The sequence below is a fragment of the Rugamonas violacea genome, from assembly GCF_016461825.1.
Lineage (GTDB): Bacteria > Pseudomonadota > Gammaproteobacteria > Burkholderiales > Burkholderiaceae_D > Rugamonas.
This window is the reverse complement of the sequence record NZ_JAEMNU010000099.1, coordinates 14,071-33,454: the sequence shown is the minus strand read 5'-3', so window position 1 is coordinate 33,454 and position 19,384 is coordinate 14,071. Positions and strand designations below refer to the sequence as shown.

Sequence of the window (19,384 nt, the reverse complement as noted above, 5' to 3'; positions counted from 1 at the left end):
AACGCCGCGCCGTCCCACGATGAGCGCGGCCGCCGTGGCGCACCGGACGAGGGCCGGGCCGCTGGCCTGGCTGCTGGCGGCGACGCTGGCGGCGCCCCCCATGGCGGCCCGCGGCGACGAGCTGGCCGCCCTGCCCGAGCAGCAGATCAAGGCCGCCTACATCCTCAACTTCACCCGTTACGCCAGTTGGCCGGCCGCCTCCTTCGCCGACCCGCGCGCGCCGCTGGTGGTGTGCCTGCTGGGCCAGGGCAGCGCCGAGATCGGCCGCGAACTGCACAGCCGCGCCGCCGGCGCCCGCCCGCTCGAGCTGCGCACCATCTCGCGCGGCGAGGAGGCCGCCGCCTGCCACGCCCTCTACATCAGCGCCGCCGAAAAGCCGCGCCAGGCCGCCCTGCTGGCGCGCCTGCGCGACCAGGCCGTGCTCACCATCGGCGACTCGGCCGGTTTCCTCAACGACGGCGGCATGATCAACCTGCTGCTGGTCGACGGCAGCATCCGCTTCGAAGTCAACCTGACGGCCGCCAAGCATTCCGGCATGGGCCTCAATCCGCGCGTGCTCGGCCTGGCCGAGCGCGTCGTCGGCGGCGCCGCCAAATGAGCGGGCGGCCCGCCCTGGTCCCGCTGCGCGACCTGGCGCTGCAACGCAAGCTGCTGCTGGTGTCGGTGCTGACGGCGAGCCTGGCCATGCTGGCCGCCCTGCTGAGCCTGGCCTCCTACGACGTGCTGGCGGTGCGGCCGCGCCTGGTGCAGGACCTGGCCAGCCGCATGGAACTGGTCACGCTGAACCTCGACGTCGACCTCAACTTCGGCGACCGCGGCGCCGCCAAGCGCACCTTGGCGGCGCTGCGCGGCAGCCCGGACGTGCACGGCGCCTGCCTGTTCGACGCGCGCCGCCAATTGTTCGCCCAGTACAGCCGGGGCGGCGCCACGCCCTGCCTATGGCCGGCCGACCTGGCCAACCTCGGCCACCGCTTCCACGGCGATTTTCTGGCCATGCTGGTGCCGGTGCGCTTCGAGCGCGAGGTGGTCGGCTACCTCGAGGTGGATTACGCCATGCCGCCGCTGGGCGCCCGCCTGCGCCAGTACGGCCTGGTGCTGGCGGTGGTGCTGCTGACCCTGTTCGTCGGCAGCCTGCTGCACGCCTTCAGCCTGCGCCGCCTGGTGACCCGGCCGCTGCTGGCGCTGTCGCGCGTGGCCGACCGCGTCACCCGCGAGCAGCGCTTCGACCTGCGCGCCCCGGTCGTCGCCCACGACGAGGTGGGCCGCCTGGCCGAAGCCTTCAACACCATGCTCGCCACCATCGCCGCGCGCGAGGCCGAACTGCGGCGCAGCCAGTCACTGCTCAACAGCATCATCGAGAAGACCTCGGCCATCATCTACGTCAAGGACCTCGACGGCCGCTACCTGCTGGTCAACCAGCGCTTCCGCCAGATCCTGCCGCCCGGCACGCCCGAGCCGATCGGCCGGCGCGACACCGAGCTCTTCCCGGAAGACAGCACCGGCGTGATCCTGGAGAACGACCGCCAGGTGCGCCAGAGCGGCCAGGCCGTCACCTACGAGGAGGTGGTGCCCGACAGCACCGGCGTGCCGCTGACCTACCTGTCCGAGAAGTTCCCCCTGTTCGACGAACACGGCCAGAGCTGGGCCATCTGCGGCGTGTCGACCGACATCAGCGAGCGCAAGAAGGGCGAGGTCGAGCTGCTGCAGTACCGCGACCGGCTCGAGGAGCTGGTGCAGGTGCGCACCGAGCAGACGCTGCACGCCAACGCCGAGCTGGCCGACTCGCTGGCCACGCTGCAACTGGCGCAGGACGAGCTGGTGCGCAGCGAAAAGCTGGCCGCGCTGGGCGCGCTGGTGGCCGGCGTGGCGCACGAGTTGAACACGCCGATCGGCAACAGCCTGCTCGCCGTCAGCACCCTGATCGACCAGACCAACAGCTTCGCCAAGCAGAGCGCCGAGGGGCTCAAGCGTTCCGCGCTGCTGGCCTTCGTCGACAGCGTCGGCGCCGGCGGCGAGATCGTGCTGCGCAATCTGCACCGCGCCGTCGACCTGGTGGCCAGCTTCAAGCAGGTGGCGGTCGACCGCACCACCTCGCAGCGCCGCCTGTTCCAACTGCACGACGTGGTCAACGAGATCCTGCTGGTGCTGCTGCCCAGTTTCAAGAAAAGCGGCATCACGGTGCGCCAGGAGGTGCCGTTGAACATCGAGATGGACAGCTATCCCGGCCCCTTCGGCCAGGTGATGATCAACCTGATCAACAACGCCCTCAGCCACGCCTTCGACGGCCACGACAGCGGCGAGGTGCTGGTGACGGCGCGCCAGCTCGACGGCGGCATGATCGAGGTCTGCGTCAGCGACAACGGCGGCGGCATCGCGCCGGAGAACATGGGGCGGATCTACGACCCCTTCTTCACCACCAAGCTGGGCAAGGGCGGCTCGGGACTTGGGCTGAACATCGTCTACAACATCGTCTACGGCCTGCTGGGCGGCAAGATCGAGGTCGACAGCACCCAGGGCGTGGGCACCCGCTTCGTGTTGACGCTGCCCGTCAAGGCCTGAGCGGCGCGGCCAGCGCGGAACTCCCGAGCATATAGACACGTCGAAAAACTGCCAAATTGTCGTTCCCGCGCAGGCGGGAACCTATACGTCGCATCTTGTTTAGCGCAGCATGGGTTCCCGCCTACGCGGCGGTCCGCCGATGCGGCGGTCCGCCGATGCGGAACGACGGCTTATTCGATGCGGCCATATATCAGGTCACTCAGTTTTAATAACAATCAAGTCGACAGCTTGCGGCCGAGTATGCTTTCAACGGCATCGACCTTCGATTTCAAACGACCGGCCGGGCCGGCGCGGTAGTCGATCTTGATCTGCGTGCTGATGCGCTCGCAGTCCGTTTCCATCGCCTCGAAACAGGCGGTGACGACGGCCATCACCTCGGCCCATTCGCCTTCGATGATGCTGCCCATCGGCGTCAACTGGTAGGGCAAACCGCTTTTGTCGATGATGTCCAGCGAGCGCGCCACGTAGCGGCTGACGCTTTCGCCCTGGCTCATCGGCGACATTGAAAATTCAAGCAAAACCATGGTAAACCTCTCAACAAAGTGTTCCGCGCGGCGGCCGCCGCGCGGTTCCATCAATGCGGCGCGAACGCCCTACTTGCCTAGCAGCGCCAGCGACTGTTCCCACTCCGGCACCCACTCGTGCAGGAATTCGTGCTGCTGGAAGGCCTTTTTCAGCCGCGAGATCGGCACCCGGTAAACGTCGTTCAAGCCCAACGCCAGCGTGATCGGATTCCACACCGCGTTCTTCTTGGTTTTCTTGACGCTGCTTTTCACCCGCGCGCCGTCGTCGCTGAAGATGCCCAGCGCATCGGTCAAGGCCTGCTCCAGATCCAGCCGTGCCATGCCGGCAAAGGCCGCCAGCACCTGCTCGCGGTTGATGCCGGCCTGCGACTCCTTGGCCGCTTCGACCTTCACCGGCACCGGCTCGGCCTCGCGTTTGAGCTTGGCGGCCAGCCGCTCCAGGTCGCGCTTCTGGAAGCGCAGCTCGTGCAGCTCGCGGCGGAAGCCAGGTTCCGGCAGCTTGGTGACGATCTTGTAGGCGTCCTTGGTGGTGGTGATGAGCACGTCCGCACTGCCGGCGGCGAGCCGTTGCGTGTCACCCTCGAAGAAAATCGGCGCCGCGTAACCGCCATTGGCATCGCCGAACAGGTCGGGATAGGCGGCGTCGTAGTCCAGCCAGACGTAGGGGATCAATTCGCTCTCGATCAACCGCGCCAGGGTCCACGGCGTGGCGGTCTGCTGCGCCAGCCAGTCGCAGGCCTGCTCGGTGGTGGCCCGAAATTCCAGTTCAATCATTGTCATAGTCCGCTTTCACTTCTAAAAATTCGATGGATACGCTGCTCGCCTCAGGCCAGTCCCAGCGCCTTCAAGCGCCGGTACAGCGTGCGCTCGCTCAGGCCCAGGTGTGCGGCCAGCGCGCGCCGCGTGCCGCGAAAATCAAGTACCGCCTGCTCCAGCGCGGCGCCGCCGTTGATGCTGTGATGCGCCGTCGTCAGCGCCAGCGCATCCGGCACGGCCGGCGCCGCCCGCACCGGCAAGCCGCTCAAGGGCGGCAGCTGGGCGCTGCGGATCACGCCGTCGTCGCTGAACAGGCGCGCCCGCTCCAGCACATTGCGCAGCTCGCGCACATTGCCCGGCCAGGCGTGGCGCTGCAACTGCGCCATCGCCTCGGCCGTGATGGCCAGCGCACGCCGGCCCGGTTCGACATGCTGCAGAAAGGAGTTGACCAGCAACGGGATGTCGTCGCGCCGCTCGCGCAGCGCCGGCAAGTGGATGGGGAAGGCGCTGATGCGATAGTACAGGTCGGTGCGGAAGACGCCCTCCTCCACCATGCGCGGCAGCGGCTTGTGGGTCGCGGCCACTAGACGGAAGTCGGCGCGCAGGCTCTCAACGCCGCCGACGCGTCGGTAGGTGCCGCTCTCGATCAGGCGCAGCAGCTTGACCTGCATCGCCAGCGGCACGTCGCCGATCTCGTCGAGGAACAGCGTGCCGCCTTGGGCCGTCTCCACCAAGCCCTGCTTGCGTGCGCTGGCGCCGGTGAAGGCGCCCCTCTCGTGGCCGAACAGTTCGCTCTCGAACAAGGTCTCGGTCAGGCCGGAGCAGTCGACCACGACGAAGGGGCCGCCGGCGCGCGCGCTGGCCTCGTGCACGGCGCGGGCGAACAGCTCCTTGCCGGTGCCGGACTCGCCCAACAGCAGCACCGGCAGCATGGCCGGCGCCACCCGCTGCAGCGCGGCGATGGCCTGATTGAAGGCCGGCGAGCGTCCCACCAGGCCGGCGCCGTTGGGCCGCGCCGAGGCGCTGCGCACCAGCACCAGCCGCTCGACGTAGGCGCAGATCGCGCCCGCGCTGTCGAGGATCGGCCGCAGTTCAACCTCGACGTGTTCCGGTCCGCGCGGCGTGTGGTGGATGTGCAGCACGCGGTCCGGCCCGTGCGACTCGCGCACCCGCGTCATCGGGCAGTGTTCGCCGGCCTGGTCGCAGGGCAGATCGTAGTGGTGCGAGATGCGGTAGCACTTGTGGCCGATGTAGGGCTGGTCGACGCTGGCGAACTGGCGTTGATAGGCGGTGTTGGCGGCGAGGATGTTGTACTCCGTGTCGAGCACGATCATCGGCTGCGCCTCGTGCTCCAGGTACGACAGCAGCGCCTGCAACTGGGCGCCCACGGGCGAGCCAGCCGCCGGACCGGCGGCGCTGGCGCGGGCGGCGTGTGCGGCGCGGGCGACGGCGGCCGGGACGATGGGGATGGTGCGCGACATGGACTCTCCAGACAATGCCCGCCACTGTGCGCCATCGCTGCCACACTGTCAATGGCACTGCCAAATTACTGCCACCGCCAAGGAAAATGGCAGTGACACCGCCCTTGGCTGCTGCGATCCTGATACAACATCCCGCCAAATCAAGCGCTTATGGTATCGCTCGGACCCTGGCGTGCTCTGGCACACATATTGCGATATGCAGCTCACTTGCCTCAAGCATTACAGGAGCTCCATCATGTCCCGCAGCAGCATCAGTAGTAGCAGCAGCAGTAGCAGTAGCAGCGCCCTGCTGGTCGAAGGCTACTTCGACCCCGCCACCTGGACCATCAGCTATCTGCTGCTCGACAGCGCCAGCGGCGAATGCGCGCTGATCGACAGCGTGCTCGATTACGACCACAAATCCGGCCGCAGCAACACCCGCCACGCCGACCGCCTGATCGCCCGCGTGCGCGAACTTGGCGCCAGCGTGCAGTGGATACTCGAAACCCATGTCCACGCCGACCACCTGTCGGCCGCGCCCTACCTGAAGCAGCAACTGGGCGGCGCCATCGGCATCGGCCAACACATCGCCGAGGTGCAGCACGCCTTCGGCACGCTGTTCAACGCCGGCCCGGAAACGGCGCAGGACGGCAGCCAATTCGACCATCTGTTCGCCGACAATGAGCAATTCCATATCGGCCGCCTGAGCTGCCGCGCTATGCACACGCCCGGCCACACGCCCGCTTGCATGAGCTACGTCGTCGGCGACGGCCGCCAGCGCGCCGCCTTCGTCGGCGACACCCTGTTCATGCCCGACTACGGCACGGCGCGCTGCGACTTCCCCGGCGGCGACGCGCGCACCTTGTACCGCTCGATCAACCGCGTGCTCAGCCTGCCGGCCGACACCCTGCTCTACATGTGCCACGACTACCAGCCGGGCGGGCGCGAACTGCGCTACGTCAGCAGCGTGGCCGAGCAGCGCGCCCACAACATCCACGTCCGCGACGGCATCAGCGAGGCGCAGTTCGTCGCCATGCGCAAGGCGCGCGACGCCACGCTGGACATGCCGACCTTGATCCTGCCGTCGGTGCAGGTGAACATGCGCGCCGGCCGGCTGCCGGAGCCGGAGGCCAACGGCATCCGCTACCTGAAAATCCCGCTCAACGCGGTCTGACGTGAAGAGCCCCATGCAATCATCATTGGACCTCCGGCTTCTGGCGCCGGGCCTGGCGGTGGCGCCGCAGATCGAGCCGGCCGACATCGTCGCGCTGCACCAGGCCGGCTACCGCGCCATCGTCTGCAACCGTCCCGACGGCGAGGCGGCCGACCAGCCGCTGTTCGCCGAAATCGCCAAACCGGCGCGCGAACTGGGCCTGCAGGCGCACTACCTGCCGGCCGAATCGGGCAAGGTCAGCGACGCCCAGGGCGACGCCTTCGGCGCGCTGTTCGACAGCCTGCCCAAGCCGGTGCTGGCCTACTGCCGCAGCGGCATGCGCTCGACCACGATGTGGGCGCTGTCGCAGGCGCACCGGCTGTCGCTGCCGGACATCGTCACGGCGGCCGGCCAGGCCGGCTACGACATGCAGGGCGTGGTGCGGCGCATCGTCAACCAAGGCCGCACGCCGTTGGAAGTCGCCGAGGCCGAGCACTGCGTCGTCATCGTCGGCGCCGGCGCGGCCGGCGTGGCCACCGCCGCCAGCCTGCTGGCGCGCTACCCGGAACTGGACGTGGCGCTGATCGACCCGGCCGAGGTGCACTACTACCAGCCCGGCTGGACCCTGGTGGGCGCCGGCGTGTTCGCGCCGGCCAGCACGGCGCGCACCATGGCCGCCACCATCCCGCGCGGCGCGCACTGGATCAAGGCCGCCGTGGCCGCCTTCGAACCGGAGCGCAACGCCGTCATCCTGGACGGCTGCCGCGTGGTGCGCTACCAGCAGTTGGTGGTCTGCCCCGGCATCAAGCTGGACTGGCAGGCCATTCCCGGCCTGGCCGAGTCGCTCGGCCGCCAGGGCGTCACCTCGAACTACCTGTACCATCTGGCGCCCTACACCTGGCAGCAGGTGCAGAAGCTACGCGGCGGCAGCGCCATATTCACCCAGCCGGCCATGCCGTTCAAGTGCGCCGGCGCGCCGCAGAAGGCCATGTATTTGGCGGCCGACCACTGGCGCCGCAGCGGCCTGCTCGAACGCATGCGGATCGATTTCTACAGCGCCGCCCCGGTGCTGTTCGGCGTGCCGGAATACGTGCCGGCGCTGATGGACTACGTGATGGCCTACGACATCGACCTGCACTTCGGCCACACGCTGTGCGCGGTCGACGGTCCGCGCAAGCGCGCCAGCTTCAGCCGCGTCCTGCCCGACGGCAGCAAGGAGATCCTCGAACGCGACTACGAACTGCTGCACGTGGTGCCGCCGCAGGTGGCGCCGGACTTCATCCGGGTCAGCCCGCTGGCCGACGCCGCCGGCTGGGTCGACATCGACCCAAGCAGTCTGCGCCACCGCCGCTACGCCAACATCCACGGCCTGGGCGACGCCGGCAACTCGGCCAACGCCAAGACCGCCGCCGCCGCGCGCAAGCAGGCGCCGGTGGTGGCGCACAACGTGCTGGCGGCGCTCGGCCTGCTCGACGGCGCGGCGCAGTACGACGGCTACGGCGCCTGTCCGCTGACCGTCGCGCGCGGAAAAGTCGTGCTGGCCGAGTTCACCTACGGCGGCAAGCTGGCGCCCAACTTGCCGTCCTGGCTGATCGACGGCACCCGGCCGTCGCGCCTGGCCTGGCTGCTCAAGGCGCGCATGCTGCCGGCGCTGTATTGGCAAGGCATGCTCAAGGGCCGCGAATGGCTGGCCACGCCGGAGTTGAGCGAGCGATGAGCGCCCACCACAGCAACCGGCCGAGACGCCGGCGAAGCTGGCAAACCCCGGCGGCGCAGAGCCGGGGTCAGACCCCTCGGGGTCCGAGCCCAGGTTTGCGGGTTTGGCTGTTGCTCGCCGCGGCGGCACTCCCGGCAGCGGCCGGCGCCGCTCCCGCCGCCGGCGCCGCACTCGCCGCCACGCCGACGGTCGCCGCGCTGGGCTTGGCCGTCGGCGTGGTGCTGGCACTGACCGGCGCCGGCGGCGGCATCCTGGCGGTGCCGGCGCTGGTGTTCGGCGCCGGCCTGGGCATGGCCGACGCCGGCCCCATCGGCCTGCTCGCCGTCGGCCTGGCGGCCAGCCTGGGCGCGCTGCTGGGGCTGAAGGCCGGCATCGTTCGCTACAAGGCGGCGCTGCTGATCGCCGGCGCCGGCATCGTCTGCTCGCCGCTCGGCCTGTGGCTGGCGCGGCGCGCGCCCAACCGGCCGCTCAGTTTCATCTTCGCGCTGGTGCTGCTGTACGTCGCCTGGCGCGCTTGGCGCCGCGCCCATCCGCACGTCGCGGCGGCCGCCGACGCGGCGGCGGCCAGCGCCCACGCGACGCGCGACGCCGCCCGCGCCACGCCGCCCTGCCGGTTCGATGCCGGTCGTGGCAAGCTGGTATGGACGGCGCCCTGCGCCCGCGCGCTGGCAGTGTCCGGCCTGATCGCCGGCGGCCTGTCCGGCCTGCTGGGCGTGGGCGGCGGCTTCGTCATGATCCCGGCGCTGCAGCGCTACACCGACCTGGCCGTGCAGTCGGTGGTGGCCACCTCGCTGGCGGTGATCGCGCTGGTGTCGCTGTCCGGCGTCGCCGCCAGCGCCGCCAACGGCCATTTGCAGTGGGGCGTGGCGCTGCCCTTCTCGGCCGGCGCAATGGCCGGCATGCTGGCCGGCCGCGTGGTCGCCGGAAAACTGGCCGGGCCGTTGCTGCAACAGGCTTTCGCGCTGTTGTCGGCGGCCGTCGCGGCGGCGCTGCTGGCCAAGTCCGTGCTATAAGGAGTTGTGCGCGGTCGCTGCCGCGCCACCGCCGCTGCGGCGGCGTAGCCCGCGCCGCCGCTGGCTCGGCGCTTCGTTCAACCGACCAACCGACCGGCGCCAGCATCGTCTCCCATGGGCGCGCTGCTCACTGCTCACTGCGCACCGTTCATCGTTCATCGTTCATCGTTCATCGTTCATCGTTCATCGTTCACGCTACACAAGGAAACCCCATGACCATCGCCTGGAACGCATTCACACCCTGGCCCGCCCTGCTCGGCGGCGCCATGATCGGTTTGGCCGCCGCGCTGCTGATCCTGCTCAACGGCCGTATCGCCGGCATCAGCGGCATCCTCGGCGGCCTGCTGCGGCCGCTGCGCGGCGACATCGGCTGGCGCGCCGCCTTCATCGCCGGACTGGTCGGCGCGCCCGTCGTCTACGGCCTGTTTGCCGCGCTGCCGCCGGTCAGCATCGCGGCCGGCGACGGCGCACTGCTACTGGCCGGCCTGCTGGTCGGCGTCGGCACCCGCTACGGCGCCGGCTGCACCAGCGGCCACGGCGTCTGTGGCCTGTCGCGCCTGTCCTGGCGCTCGCTCGCCGCCACCGCGACGTTCATGGCGGCTGGCTTCGCCACCGTCTTCGTCGGCCGTCATTTGTTGTCGTTGTAAGGAGCCATCCATGTTGATCGTGAGCGCGTTGTTGGCCGGCCTGGTGTTCGGCTGGGGTCTGATCGTTTCGGGCATGGCCAATCCGGCCAAGGTGCTGGGCTTCCTTGACCTGGCCGGCGGTTGGGACCCGTCATTGATGTTGGTGATGGGCGGCGCCATCGGCGTCGGCGTGATCGCCTTCGCACTGGCACGACGCCGCAGCCGTACCTGGCTGGGCGCCGAGATCAAGCTGCCGACGGCACAGGCCATCGACCGCCGCCTGATCGTCGGCAGCAGCCTGTTTGGCATCGGCTGGGGCATCGCCGGCATCTGCCCCGGCCCGGCGCTGGTCGGCGTCGGCATGGGGCTGCCGAAGATGTTGCTGTTCGTCGGCGCCATGTTGGCCGGCATGCTGCTGTTCGAGGCGATCGAGCAGTGGCGCCGCAAGCAAGCGGCGTCACAATCCCGCCCAGGCTAAACAGCTACCTACTCGGCTACCTACTCGGCTGGCTGCCCGGCTGGCTACTCGAAGGTGACGAACATCGCCGACGACCAGACCTTGCTGTCGTCCTGCTGGCGACCGAAGAAGTAGACCGGGCGGTGGCCAAAGGGGCCGTTGTGCGGCGCGATCTCCAGCGTGCCGGACACCTCGGCCGGCAAGGCCTGCTCGGTCAGACGCTCCAGCGCCAGGAACAATTCGGCGCCGCCCAGCTCCAGCCGCAGGCCGCCCTCCGCCAACAACTGCGCGCCGCTGATCTCCCAGCTGAATTCCGGCGCATGGACGAAGGGGTTGCGCTGCAGCGGATCGCCCACCTTGACGTAGCTGTCGATGGTGCCCTCGACCTTGATGGTGCAGTGGCGCAGATTGCTGACGTCCAGATCGATGCTGTCGGCGTCGCCGTAGGTGTCGCTGCGGAAGGCGATGCCGGTCGGGCCGTCGCGCCAGCAGACCTCCTCGCCATGCTCGAAGCCGTGCGACTGATAGCGGTTGACGGTGCCGTTGCTGATCGTGATGCGGCCCTTCCACGAGGCCCAGCGATAGCGGTCCGGGATGCGCGCACCGCCCCAGCGCAGGCGGATCAGCCGCTCCGAAAAGCCCAGCTCCTGGTGCAGGTTGCGCCGCCAGATCTGCCCCGTGTGGTCGTAGGCGGCGATCTCGTCCCAGCCGGCGCCGCCGAGGAATTGGTAGTCGACCGTCAGCGGGCCGTCGGAACGGAAGGCGTCGCCTTGCACATGGCGGCCGGCCTGCACCAGCAAGGCGGTGTGCTCGCCGGTGGTGGCCCAGGTGTGGCGGGCGCGCAGCGCGCGGCCGATGCTGGCGCGGTCGAGCTGCTCGGCCAGCACGCCGGTCAGGCCGCCGTGCACGCCGAACACCTGGGTGCCCGGCGGGCCGCCACCGGGGCGGCCGCGATGCTCGTCGCCGCTGGCCGCCACGCCGATCTGGTAGCCACGCTCGATGACGTCCTGGTACAACCAACCGAAGTGGCCCCAGCTAGAGGCGATCTCCACCAGCCGTTCCAGCTCGGGGTGGTGCCAATCGGGGATGTAGCGGCGGCCGCCGACGTGCGGCATGATCAGATGCTGCTCCGGCTCGTCGACGTAGGCGGCCCACAGTTCCTCCACCGGCCAGCGTCCCGTCTCCACGGCGGCGCCCTTCATGTCCTCGTTCCACAGGAAAGTACGATTGTGCTCACCGCGTTTGTTGTAGGGGAAGTCGGGCGCGGCGTCGCCGAGGAAGACCACGTTATGATCGCCGCCGGCGGTCGAGCTGCCGCACCACTCCTGCACCGGATAGCAGACGAAATGGCCGGGACGGTTGAACTCCTCCACCGTGTCGACGCCCAACTGCCAGTTGGCGTCGGTGATCTGGAAGTCGTTGGCGGTGTAGCCCAGCACGTCGATGCCGCCGACGTCGCGCGCGTACGCCGCGTTGTAGGCCGGGCTGTTGGTGCCCACCGTGTCGCCGGCGTGTACGTGCAGGTCGGCGTAGAAGGAGCGCGGCGCGCCGAAGCGCCGGTTCACGCTGAGCAGCGCGCTGGCCGGCTTGACATCGCGGCTGTCGACCAGTTCGGCGACGACGCGCAGGTCGCCGTCGGCCGGCAGGTCGTCGGCGCCGACGCTGGCCCAGCCCTGCTCGGGCAAGGGCAACAGCTTGTCGTAGAGCGGCGCGTCGGCGACGCCCTCGCCCGCTGCTGTTGCCGCATAGGCGCGCAGGCGGATCGCGCCGCCGGCGGCCTGGCAGACATTGCCCCAGCGGTCCTGCGCCGAGACACGGAACGGCACGCGCTCGCCCGGCCGGACGAAGCGCGGGCCGGCCAGCAGCAGCCGCGCCGGCGCACCGGCCGCCATGTCGATGACGATATCGCCCGGCACGGCGGCGAAGCGCGAGGTGCCCAGCGGATCGACGTAGCAGCGGAAGCGGAAACGGTCTTCGGTGAAGGTCTGCACCCGCGTGCCCGGCCCGCCGCCGCGCCGGTCGCCCAGGCGGATGATGATGTGGTCGCCGGCGTTCAGATAGCCGTCCACCACGTCGACGATGATCGATTTCTGGTATGGCCGCTCGTGGCCCTTCTGGTCGAAGCGCACGCTGAGCGACTGCACGCTGGCCGCGCTTTGTCCGGCCACCAGCTTGCCGGACTGGTACTCGGCGCTGATGTAGTTGGCCGCCGTCGGGTCGCTGGTCTGGAACAGCGCCCAGTCGGAATAGAACTTGAAGGTGGCCTTGAACCAACCGCCGTCGGCCAGGCCGGCCGCGCCGACCTCGTAGTCGATGACGATCTCGTTCCAGCTACCGGTCTCCAGACGCTCGACGTTGCAGTTGACCCGGCCGACGAACGGCAGTTGCTTGTTCTGCAGGTAGAGGCCTTCCGGCGCATAGTGCTTGCCGAGTTTTTCGCGCAGCGCGGCGTAGCTTTGCGCCGTCGCCAATGGTGTTGTTTGCTTGCTCATATGCTCTACTCCCTTTGTTATGGGCACTTCGAAAAACCACCAAACTGTCGTTCCCGCGCAGGCGGGAACCCATGCTGAGCCAATGAGCGTGCACGGTATGGATTCCCGCCTGCGCGGCGGTCCGCCGATGCGGAATGACGGGCATTCGAGGTGGCCTTATGTTATTGAACGCCGCGCCTCAGTGGCCGCGCCAGCCTTGGTGGCGCCGTTCCAAACGGCGAAACACCAACAGCTCGGCCAGCCAAGCGGTCAGCCCGATGATGGCGATGCCGAGCAGGACCTGGGCGGCGTTGCCGACCTGGCCGCCCATAGCCACCATCCAGCCGATGCCGCGCGAGGCGCCGATCATCTCGGCCGCCACCAGCGCCCGCCAGGCCTGGCTGAAACCGGCGCGCAGCGCGCTGGTCAGCGCCGGCAGCGAGGCCGGCAGGTAGACGTGCAGCAGCAGCTGGACGCGGCTGGCGCCGAGCACGCGGGCGGCGCGCACCTCGCCGCTGCGGATCGCCAGCACGCCGTCCTGGATCACCTGCGCCATCGGGAACACGGCGGCGATGAAGATCACCGCGATGATCGCCATGTAGCCGATGCCGAACACGATCATCGTCAGCGGCGCCCAAGCGATCGGCGGGATCGCCATGAACAGGCCGTTGAGCGGCGTGACGAACTCGCGGAAACGGCTCGAGATGCCGGCGCTGGTGCCCAACACCAGCGCCACCACGATGGCCGCGCCGAAGCCGCCCAGCTCCTCCAGCAGGCTGGCCGCCAGTTGCGGCCACAGCTTGCCGTTGGCGATCCAGCGCCAGCCCTCCTGCGCCACTTCCCACGGCTGCGGCAGGACGTAGGACGGGAAGCGGCTGGCCACGGCGCTCCACACCAGCAGCAGAAATGGTAGCGCGGCCCAGCTCCACGACGGTGTCGGCAGGCGCGGGCCTGCGGCCGCGACGCTGGACGCGCCGACAACCTCCACGGCGGTGGCGGATACGCCGCTGCCGCCGCCCGCCAGCGCATTCGCCTTGAGCGCAATGGCTGACGCAGCGCCGTCCGCCCTTGCCCCTGCGTGCGGCGGCGTGCCGGATTGTGCCGGCCCAGCCTGCCCGCTGCTCGCGCCGCGCGGTTCGGCGGGGTGATGGGCGCGGTTCAAGCCCTCCAGCTCCGCCCCGCTGGCGACGGCGCTCATTTGCGCACCAGCGCCGGCTGTTCGGCGCGCTGCTGCCAGCTAGGGTCGACGAGCTGGCCCGCCGTCAGCGGCCGGTTCAACAGGCCCAGACTGAGCGAGTAGTCCATCAAGCGCTGGATGAAGCGCAGGTCGGTCGGCTCGATCTTGTCCGACCAGCCGAGCCGCTTGCGCGCCTCCTGCACGATGGCGGCCGGCGCGATGGTGACGCCGGCGGCGGTCTTGATCGGCGCGATCTCGAAGGCCTCGGCGATGATCTGGTTGGCCTCGGCCGGATGCAGATTGAGGAAGGCGATGGCGCGGCGGTGCGCGCGCAGCACCTTGACCACCTCGTCCGGCCGCTCGGCCAAGGTGCGCGGCACCGCCATCACCACATACCACGGGTAGTTCGGCAGCTTCCGGTTCAGGTCCACCAGCACCTTGCCGCTGCCGCGCAGCACCGCGCTCGAGACGAAGGGTTCCCAGGTGAAGGCGGCGTCGACCAGGCCGCGCTCCAGCGCCGCGTTCATGTTCGCGGCGGGCATGCTGACGATGTCGACGTCCTTGTCCGCCTCCAGGCCGCCCAGCTCCTTAGCGACGTAACCGCGCAACAGCAGGTCCATGCCGCTGCCCTTGGCCAGGCCGGCCACCTTCTTGCCGCGCAAATCGGCCACGCTCTTGACCGGGCTGTTGGCGTTGACGATCAAGGCCGCCTGGCCGTAGTTGACCTTGGCCAGGATGCGGCTGTTCAGGCCCCGCGCGACCCACTGGAACACCGGCGGCGCGCCGATGTAGGCCATGTCCAGATCGCCCGAGGACAGCGCCTGCTGCACGATGGGACCGTCGCCAAAGGCCTTCAACTCGACGTTCAAACCCTCCTGCGCGTAGTAGCCGTTCTTCTCGGCGATCAGCGCCGGCGCGTTGGCCAGCGCGCGCACCCAGCCGATGCGCAGCGGCTTGCTGTCGGCCTGGGCCAGAGCGGGGGTGAGCGACAGAACGGCGAAGGACAGGGCAAGGATCTTGAACATATTCGGCTTTCGGTGTGCGACACAATCGGGGACGACAAGGAAGGACTCAGGCCAGGGCGGCGTCGGCGATGCAGTCCATCAGCGCGCTGCTGTACTCGTGGAAGCGCGGCAGTTTGCGCGTGGCGCGTTGGCTGCGCGGACGCGGCAGCTCTATCGACAGCTCGCTGCGGATGCCCTCCGGCGCGCCGCCCAGCACCACCACGCGGTCGGCCAGGAACACCGCCTCGTCGATGTCGTGGGTGATGAACACCACCGTCTGGCCCAGCGAGGACCAGAGCCGCAGCGTCTCCTCGTTCATGCTGCTGCGCGAGATGGCGTCGAGCGCGGCGAAAGGCTCGTCCATCAGCAGCAGGGTCGGCTCCATCACCAGGGTGCGCGCCAGCGCGACGCGCTGCTGCATGCCGCCGGACAGTTGATACGGCAGCTTCTGCGCCGCATCGCCCAGGCCGACCAGCTCGAGATAGTGGCGGGCGCGCTCGCGCTGCTCGGCGGCGCCGATGCGCTTGGCCATGCGCAGGCCGAAGCGCACGTTGTCGAGCGCGTTCAGCCAGGGGAACAGCTGCGGCGACTGGAACACATAGCCCAGCTCCGGCGCCTCCGGCGTGACCGCGACGCCGTTGATGGTGACGCTGCCGCGCTGCGGCTGCTGAAAACCGGACAACAGGTTGAGCAAGGTGCTCTTGCCGCAGCCGGAAGGGCCGAGCAGCGCGACGAATTCGCCCGGTTGCACCTGCAGCGAGAAGTCGCGGAACACGGTGTGCCCGTTGGGATAGGCGAAGTTGACGCCGTTGACGGATAACTGGGCCATCTGCTGAGTGGACATGGTGTGCCGATCAAGTCTGAACTGCGTTCGGAGCCCGGCCGGCGCTGCCTTGGCGGGGTGTCAGCTTGTCATACTACGTATTAAATTTGAAATACCGAACGAAGCCTTTCGCATATCCATATTCGAATTGATTGGGCGCGCGAAACGGCCGGATCGGGAATAATCGAGGCATGCCAACCGCGCATTTTTGAGCCCCACCGGAAGCCGCCACCATGAACGCAGTCATCCCCGCCAGCGCGCCGCTGGTGCGCAAGAACATCACCTCGATGTATGAGCAGATCGCCCACCAGTTGCGCAACGAGGCGCTCGGCGGCCTCTACGAGCCATCGGGGAAAATGCCGTCGGAAGCCCAGTTGGGCGAACGCTTCGCCGTCAGCCGCGTCACCGTGCGGCTGGCGCTGGACCAGTTGGCGCAGGAAGGCACGGTGCAGCGCAAACAGGGCAAGGGCACGTATGTGGCGGGCAAGCAGGTGCGCCACGCGCTCGACGCGGTGCGCAGCTTCCACGACTCGCTGTTGTTGCAGGGGCTGCGGCCGAACATGCGCCTGCTGACCAAGGAGCTGGTGCCGCTGCCCGAGCATTTGCGCGCGCTGTTCGGCGCCGATGTGGACGAGTGCCTGCTGCTGCGCCGCCTGCATCTGGTGGACGGCGAGCCGATCGCGCTGGGCAGCAGCTATCTGCCGGCGCAGGCGGCGGCGCTGAGTTGGGCCGAGACCGAGTGCCAGCCCAACTACGCGCTGCTGCGCCGCCTCGACGGCCAGGGCGTGGCGCGGGCCGACGTGGCGGTGGGCGCGCAGCTGGCCGAGCGCCAGCAGGCCAGACTCCTACGGGTGCGCAGCGGCAGCGCGCTGCTGGTGATGACGCGCACCTCGCGCTTCGCCAACGGCGACTGCTGCGACCACTCGACCTTCCACATCCGCCCGGAGCGCTACACCTTCACCGCCAGTTGCAGCTTCCAGGCCTGAGCGCCGATCAGAGTTTTTCGCCCTGCAGCGTACGGCCGGGCAGCAGCGTGGCCTTGACGATCTGCGCGCCGCGCACCTCGTAGATGACGATGGTCTCGATCACGCCCGGGCCGTCCGGCAGCGTCACGTGGACGCGCTCCTGGTCGATCACGATGTTGCCCTGGACGATGCGATTGACCAGCTTGACGCCCAGCTTGGCGTCGGCGAAGCGCGGCTGATAGCGCTGGCGGATCGCCGCCTTGCCCTTGGTCTGCAGCGCGGCCGGGAAGGCGTACAGTTCGGCGCCCTCGCTGTAGATGGACAGGAAGCGCTCCAGATCGCGCTCGTTGTAGGCGTCGAGCTGGGCCTGCACCACGCTGTCCGGCGCGGCCGGCTGCTGGGCGGCGGCGCTGTGGCAGAACAGGGCCGCGATGGCGAGGGCAATACCGGGTTTGAGCAGGGTCGACATACTGGGCGGTCCTTTGGGTGGCGGGGGCGCGGCGATGCGATGCGCAGCGAAGTGTCCGAGCATACCAGTGGATGGCTGGCGCAGTTCACCGCCGCAGAAAAAATTCGCTCGCCCATCGGCCAACTTCAGCCGCCCAGCGGCACCCGCCAGCGCCAGCGCCAGCGCCAGCACCAGCGCCAGTGCGCGCCGGCCTCAGGACGGCGCGTCCCCGTCCGCGCCGCTGGCCTGGCGGATCGCGTACTGCTGCGTGGACGGCTTGAGCACCGCGTCGAAGCGCACCAGTTCCGCCGCCGCGTCCACCTTCAGCCGCGCCGAGATCAGGAAGTCGACCCGGTTGACGCGCGCCTCGCGCACGCGCAGTGCGGCGCTGACCGCGTACAGCCTCGGCTCGTGCCGTTCGATGGCGCGCTGCACCGCCGCGCAGATCAGTTTCTGGTCCTCGCTGCTGGTCAGGCACATGCCGGCGAAGTCGATCAGGCCGTAGTTGACGATCGACTTGGCGACCTCGGGATAGGCGTCGAGCAGCCCGGCCGGCAGCGCCGCGCGGGTGTTGAGCAGCGCCTCCAGATCGCGCGCCACGGCGTCCTTCAACTGCTCCAGCGTCCAGCCGGCGCGGCCGCCGCGCGGGGCGGCGTGCGGCTGGTCGTCGATCAGGCGGTCGAACAATCCGGCGGCGTAGTGCGGTGTCATGGCGGCTCCTGCTGGCGTCCGCCGGGGCCGGCGGAAAGGTCCATTGTGCGGCAATTGCCACGCGACAATTTGCCGCCGCTCAAATGAACGCCGCACCGGCCGCGTCTGCGCCGGGGTCATGGCCGGCGCGGGCGCGCTGGCCGGCCAAGCCGCTGCGATAAGGCCTGGCGCCGGCTCAAGCCGGCAGCAGCCAGCGCGCCGCCGTCGCCACCACGCTGTCGCTGAGGGCGCGCGTCAACGCCGTCTGCACGTTCCAGCAGTGCCAGGCCAGCGCCACGTCGAAATGCGCGCCCGGCGTCAGGTCGACCAGCGCGCCGGACGCCAACGCCGCCCGCGCCTGCGGCAGCGGCAGCATGCCGTAGGCGTGGCCGGCTTCGAGCATGCGCACTATTCCCTCCGAAGTGCCGAAGGCGTGCTGCGGGAAGGCGCCGTCCCAGCCCAGCTGCTGGCGCAGGTAGTTGCGATGCAGCGCGTCGTGCTGGTCGAACACCAGCGCCGGCGCGCGCGCCACCGCCTCGGCCGTCAAGCCGTCGGCGAAGCAGCGGGCGGCGAAGGCCGGCGCGGCGACGCAGTGGTAGCGCATCACGCCCAGCGGCGTCATCACGGTGCCGGCCACCGCCTCGGCCGAGCTGGTGACGCAGGCCACCACGCGGCCCTCGCGCAACTGGCGCAGGGTGTGGTCCTGGTCGGCGATGCGCACGTCGATCAGGCAGCTGGTCGGCGTCAGCAGCGGCGCGAGCGCCTCGGGCAGCCAAGTGGCGGCGCTGTCGGCGTTGGCGGCGATGGCCAGCTGCGGCGGCGTCCGCGCCGGCACCGGCCCCATCTCCAGCGCCGATTCGAGCAGCCGCACTTGGCGGAAGTGGGCGATCAGGCGCAGGCCGCGCTCGGTGGCCTGCGGCGGCTGGCTGCGCACCACCAGCAGCGCGCCGACCGCCTCCTCCAAGGCCCGCAGCCGGTGCGACACGGCCGGCTGGCTGATCGATAACTGGGCCGCCGCCCGTTCAAAACTGCCGCTGCCAACCACGGCGTCGAGCGCGGCCAGACCGCGATAATCGATGAGGCTCATTAGAATTTTGAATGAATAGTGAATATCATTCATTATACTAATCCACCTCGCTTGCTTATGCTGGCGTCCTGTCAAACCGAGGGGACGTCATGTTGAGCGGCACATTTATCAAGGGTATCGGCCTGGGCGGCGGTCTGATCGTCGCCATCGGCGCGCAGAACGCCTTCCTGCTCAAGCAGGGCTTGCAGGGACGCCATGTGTTGCTGTGCGCCGCCGTCTGCATGGCTTGCGACATGCTGCTGATCGGCCTCGGCGTGAGCAGCGTCGGCCGGCTGGTGGCCGGCAACGTCGCGCTGCTGGGGCTGATCCGTGTCGCCGGCGCGCTGTTCCTGCTCGAATACGGCCGGCGCGCCGCTTGGTCCGCCTGGCGGCCGAGCGGCGCCGATCCGCTGGCGCCGGGCGCAACGGCCGCGCCGGGCGCCGCGTCGGCGCCGACCCGGCGCGGCGCCGCCGG

General features: G+C 69.4%; 19 protein-coding genes and 1 pseudogene (1 of these 20 cut by a window edge). 9 read left to right on the top strand and 11 right to left on the bottom strand.

Annotation, left to right across the window (positions count from 1 at the left end):
- Positions 1-19: 19 nt before the first annotated feature.
- On the top strand, positions 20-598 hold the full coding sequence (locus H7U20_RS18740; RefSeq protein WP_199760663.1) for a YfiR family protein: 579 nt from the start codon (positions 20-22) through the stop codon (positions 596-598).
- Positions 595-2,559 carry an ATP-binding protein gene (locus H7U20_RS18735; RefSeq protein WP_199760662.1) on the top strand — a complete coding sequence of 655 codons (1,965 nt, stop codon included), beginning with the start codon at positions 595-597 and terminating at the stop codon, positions 2,557-2,559. Before H7U20_RS18740 ends, H7U20_RS18735 begins: the two co-directional genes overlap by 4 nt.
- Positions 2,560-2,774: 215 nt before the next feature.
- On the opposite strand, the gene H7U20_RS18730 is transcribed toward H7U20_RS18735, so the two are convergent.
- The 4 genes and pseudogenes from H7U20_RS18730 to H7U20_RS18720 form a co-directional block, all read right to left on the bottom strand.
- Entirely contained in the window at positions 2,775-3,083 is a 309-nt protein-coding gene (locus H7U20_RS18730; protein WP_199760661.1) for an MTH1187 family thiamine-binding protein, read from the bottom strand.
- 69 nt (positions 3,084-3,152) lie between these two features.
- Complete coding sequence (locus H7U20_RS18725) at positions 3,153-3,863, bottom strand: hypothetical protein (protein ID WP_199760660.1); 711 nt, start codon at positions 3,861-3,863, stop codon at positions 3,153-3,155.
- A 44-nt stretch (positions 3,864-3,907) separates the two neighbouring features.
- Complete coding sequence (locus H7U20_RS30955; protein ID WP_370593188.1) at positions 3,908-4,075, bottom strand: helix-turn-helix domain-containing protein; 168 nt, start codon at positions 4,073-4,075, stop codon at positions 3,908-3,910.
- Between the two features lie 21 nt (positions 4,076-4,096).
- Positions 4,097-5,173 (bottom strand): annotated as a pseudogene (locus H7U20_RS18720) (sigma-54 interaction domain-containing protein); the annotation flags it as partial.
- 382 nt (positions 5,174-5,555) lie between these two features.
- Here H7U20_RS18720 and H7U20_RS18715 point away from each other — a divergent pair.
- The 5 genes from H7U20_RS18715 (at position 5,556) to H7U20_RS18695 (ending at position 10,286) form a co-directional block, all read left to right on the top strand.
- Positions 5,556-6,473 (top strand): MBL fold metallo-hydrolase, encoded by a 918-nt coding sequence (locus tag H7U20_RS18715; protein WP_199760658.1) that lies wholly within the window; start codon positions 5,556-5,558, stop codon positions 6,471-6,473.
- A gap of 25 nt (positions 6,474-6,498) precedes the next feature.
- Entirely contained in the window at positions 6,499-8,169 is a 1,671-nt protein-coding gene (locus tag H7U20_RS18710) for a bifunctional protein tyrosine phosphatase family protein/NAD(P)/FAD-dependent oxidoreductase (protein WP_199760707.1), read from the top strand.
- 197 nt (positions 8,170-8,366) lie between these two features.
- Complete coding sequence (locus H7U20_RS18705; protein ID WP_233410891.1) at positions 8,367-9,182, top strand: sulfite exporter TauE/SafE family protein; 816 nt, start codon at positions 8,367-8,369, stop codon at positions 9,180-9,182.
- A gap of 212 nt (positions 9,183-9,394) precedes the next feature.
- Complete coding sequence (locus tag H7U20_RS18700) at positions 9,395-9,829, top strand: YeeE/YedE family protein (protein ID WP_199760656.1); 435 nt, start codon at positions 9,395-9,397, stop codon at positions 9,827-9,829.
- A 10-nt stretch (positions 9,830-9,839) separates the two neighbouring features.
- Complete coding sequence (locus H7U20_RS18695; RefSeq protein WP_199760655.1) at positions 9,840-10,286, top strand: YeeE/YedE family protein; 447 nt, start codon at positions 9,840-9,842, stop codon at positions 10,284-10,286.
- A 44-nt stretch (positions 10,287-10,330) separates the two neighbouring features.
- Here H7U20_RS18695 and H7U20_RS18690 read toward each other — a convergent pair whose 3' ends face one another.
- The 4 genes from H7U20_RS18690 to H7U20_RS18675 all read right to left on the bottom strand — a co-directional run bounded on the left by H7U20_RS18690 (position 10,331) and on the right by H7U20_RS18675 (position 15,761).
- Positions 10,331-12,757, bottom strand: a complete 2,427-nt coding sequence (locus H7U20_RS18690) for a CehA/McbA family metallohydrolase domain-containing protein (RefSeq protein WP_199760654.1) — start codon at positions 12,755-12,757, stop codon at positions 10,331-10,333.
- 178 nt (positions 12,758-12,935) lie between these two features.
- The gene (locus H7U20_RS18685) at positions 12,936-13,934 is read right to left on the bottom strand and encodes an ABC transporter permease (RefSeq protein WP_233410886.1); all 999 of its coding nucleotides are present in this window, start codon (positions 13,932-13,934) and stop codon (positions 12,936-12,938) included.
- A complete protein-coding gene (locus tag H7U20_RS18680) occupies positions 13,931-14,938 on the bottom strand; it encodes an ABC transporter substrate-binding protein (protein ID WP_199760653.1) in 1,008 nt (335 codons plus the stop codon). Before H7U20_RS18680 ends, H7U20_RS18685 begins: the two co-directional genes overlap by 4 nt.
- A gap of 46 nt (positions 14,939-14,984) precedes the next feature.
- Positions 14,985-15,761: an ABC transporter ATP-binding protein gene (locus H7U20_RS18675; RefSeq protein WP_199760652.1), complete on the bottom strand. Its 777-nt coding sequence runs from the start codon at positions 15,759-15,761 to the stop codon at positions 14,985-14,987.
- 212 nt (positions 15,762-15,973) lie between these two features.
- Here H7U20_RS18675 and H7U20_RS18670 point away from each other — a divergent pair, with 212 nt between their 5' ends.
- Positions 15,974-16,726, top strand: a complete 753-nt coding sequence (locus tag H7U20_RS18670; protein ID WP_199760651.1) for a GntR family transcriptional regulator — start codon at positions 15,974-15,976, stop codon at positions 16,724-16,726.
- Between the two features lie 7 nt (positions 16,727-16,733).
- On the opposite strand, the gene H7U20_RS18665 is transcribed toward H7U20_RS18670, so the two are convergent.
- The 3 genes from H7U20_RS18665 to H7U20_RS18655 all read right to left on the bottom strand — a co-directional run bounded on the left by H7U20_RS18665 (position 16,734) and on the right by H7U20_RS18655 (position 18,930).
- Entirely contained in the window at positions 16,734-17,174 is a 441-nt protein-coding gene (locus H7U20_RS18665) for a nuclear transport factor 2 family protein (protein ID WP_199760650.1), read from the bottom strand.
- 192 nt (positions 17,175-17,366) lie between these two features.
- A complete protein-coding gene (gene tssE, locus H7U20_RS18660) occupies positions 17,367-17,864 on the bottom strand; it encodes a type VI secretion system baseplate subunit TssE (protein WP_199760649.1) in 498 nt (165 codons plus the stop codon).
- 175 nt (positions 17,865-18,039) lie between these two features.
- Positions 18,040-18,930 (bottom strand): ArgP/LysG family DNA-binding transcriptional regulator, encoded by an 891-nt coding sequence (locus tag H7U20_RS18655; RefSeq protein ID WP_199760648.1) that lies wholly within the window; start codon positions 18,928-18,930, stop codon positions 18,040-18,042.
- An 89-nt stretch (positions 18,931-19,019) separates the two neighbouring features.
- On the opposite strand from H7U20_RS18655, the gene H7U20_RS30950 reads away from it, so the two are divergent.
- Positions 19,020-19,384 carry the 5' portion of a LysE/ArgO family amino acid transporter gene (locus H7U20_RS30950; RefSeq protein WP_370593186.1) on the top strand. It continues 52 nt past the right edge of the window, so only the first 365 of its 417 coding nucleotides appear in the window; the start codon lies at positions 19,020-19,022; its stop codon lies beyond the right edge, outside the window.